This is a genomic window from Streptomyces sp. NRRL B-24572 (genome assembly GCF_002156145.1).
Lineage (GTDB): Bacteria > Actinomycetota > Actinomycetes > Streptomycetales > Streptomycetaceae > Streptomyces > Streptomyces vietnamensis.
Genome location: NZ_MWIG01001143.1, coordinates 1 through 504, shown reverse-complemented (window position 1 = coordinate 504; position 504 = coordinate 1). Strand labels below are relative to the sequence as shown.

Annotated in this window: 1 pseudogene; it reads left to right on the top strand. The window is 77.0% G+C overall.

What is annotated here, in order from left to right:
• A pseudogene (locus tag CCN56_RS45450) lies at positions 1–228 on the top strand (hypothetical protein); the annotation flags it as partial.
• Between the last annotated feature and the right edge of the window lie 276 nt (positions 229–504).

The window sequence follows — 504 nt, the reverse complement described above, 5'->3', positions numbered from 1 at the left end:
AATCTCCACCGGCCGCCGGTAGACGACCACGCGAGCCGGCTCGTTCTTCTCGGCCGACATCGAGCCGCCCAGCGGCACCGTCTCGCCCGGCACCGGCGGCCGGTGGAGATTCGGTCGAAGAGTCGGGACGAGCGGGCGCTGCTGGTTCACGAGGTGGTGGTGGAGCAGGTCGCCGAGCTTCTCGGGCTGTCGCCCGAGTCGGTGGATCCTCGGTACGGGCAGGACTGAGGCCGGGCCGGGGCGGTGCCCCCGCGCCCGTGTGGGCCCGCGCCCGTGCTGGGCGGCGCCCCTGCCGTGTGGGACCGCGCCCGTGCTGGTGCGGCGCCCCGCCGCCGTGTGGGCACCCGTCCCGCTGGGCGGGACGGGTGGCGCCCTTCAGCGGCGCCTCCGCGTTCCGCGCCTGGACCCGCACCACCAGCGCGCCGTCACCGTGGGTGCGGGTCAGGGCGCGGAAGCCTCTGGCGCAGGCAGGGCGCGGGTCCGTTGTGCCCGCCCTCCCCCGAG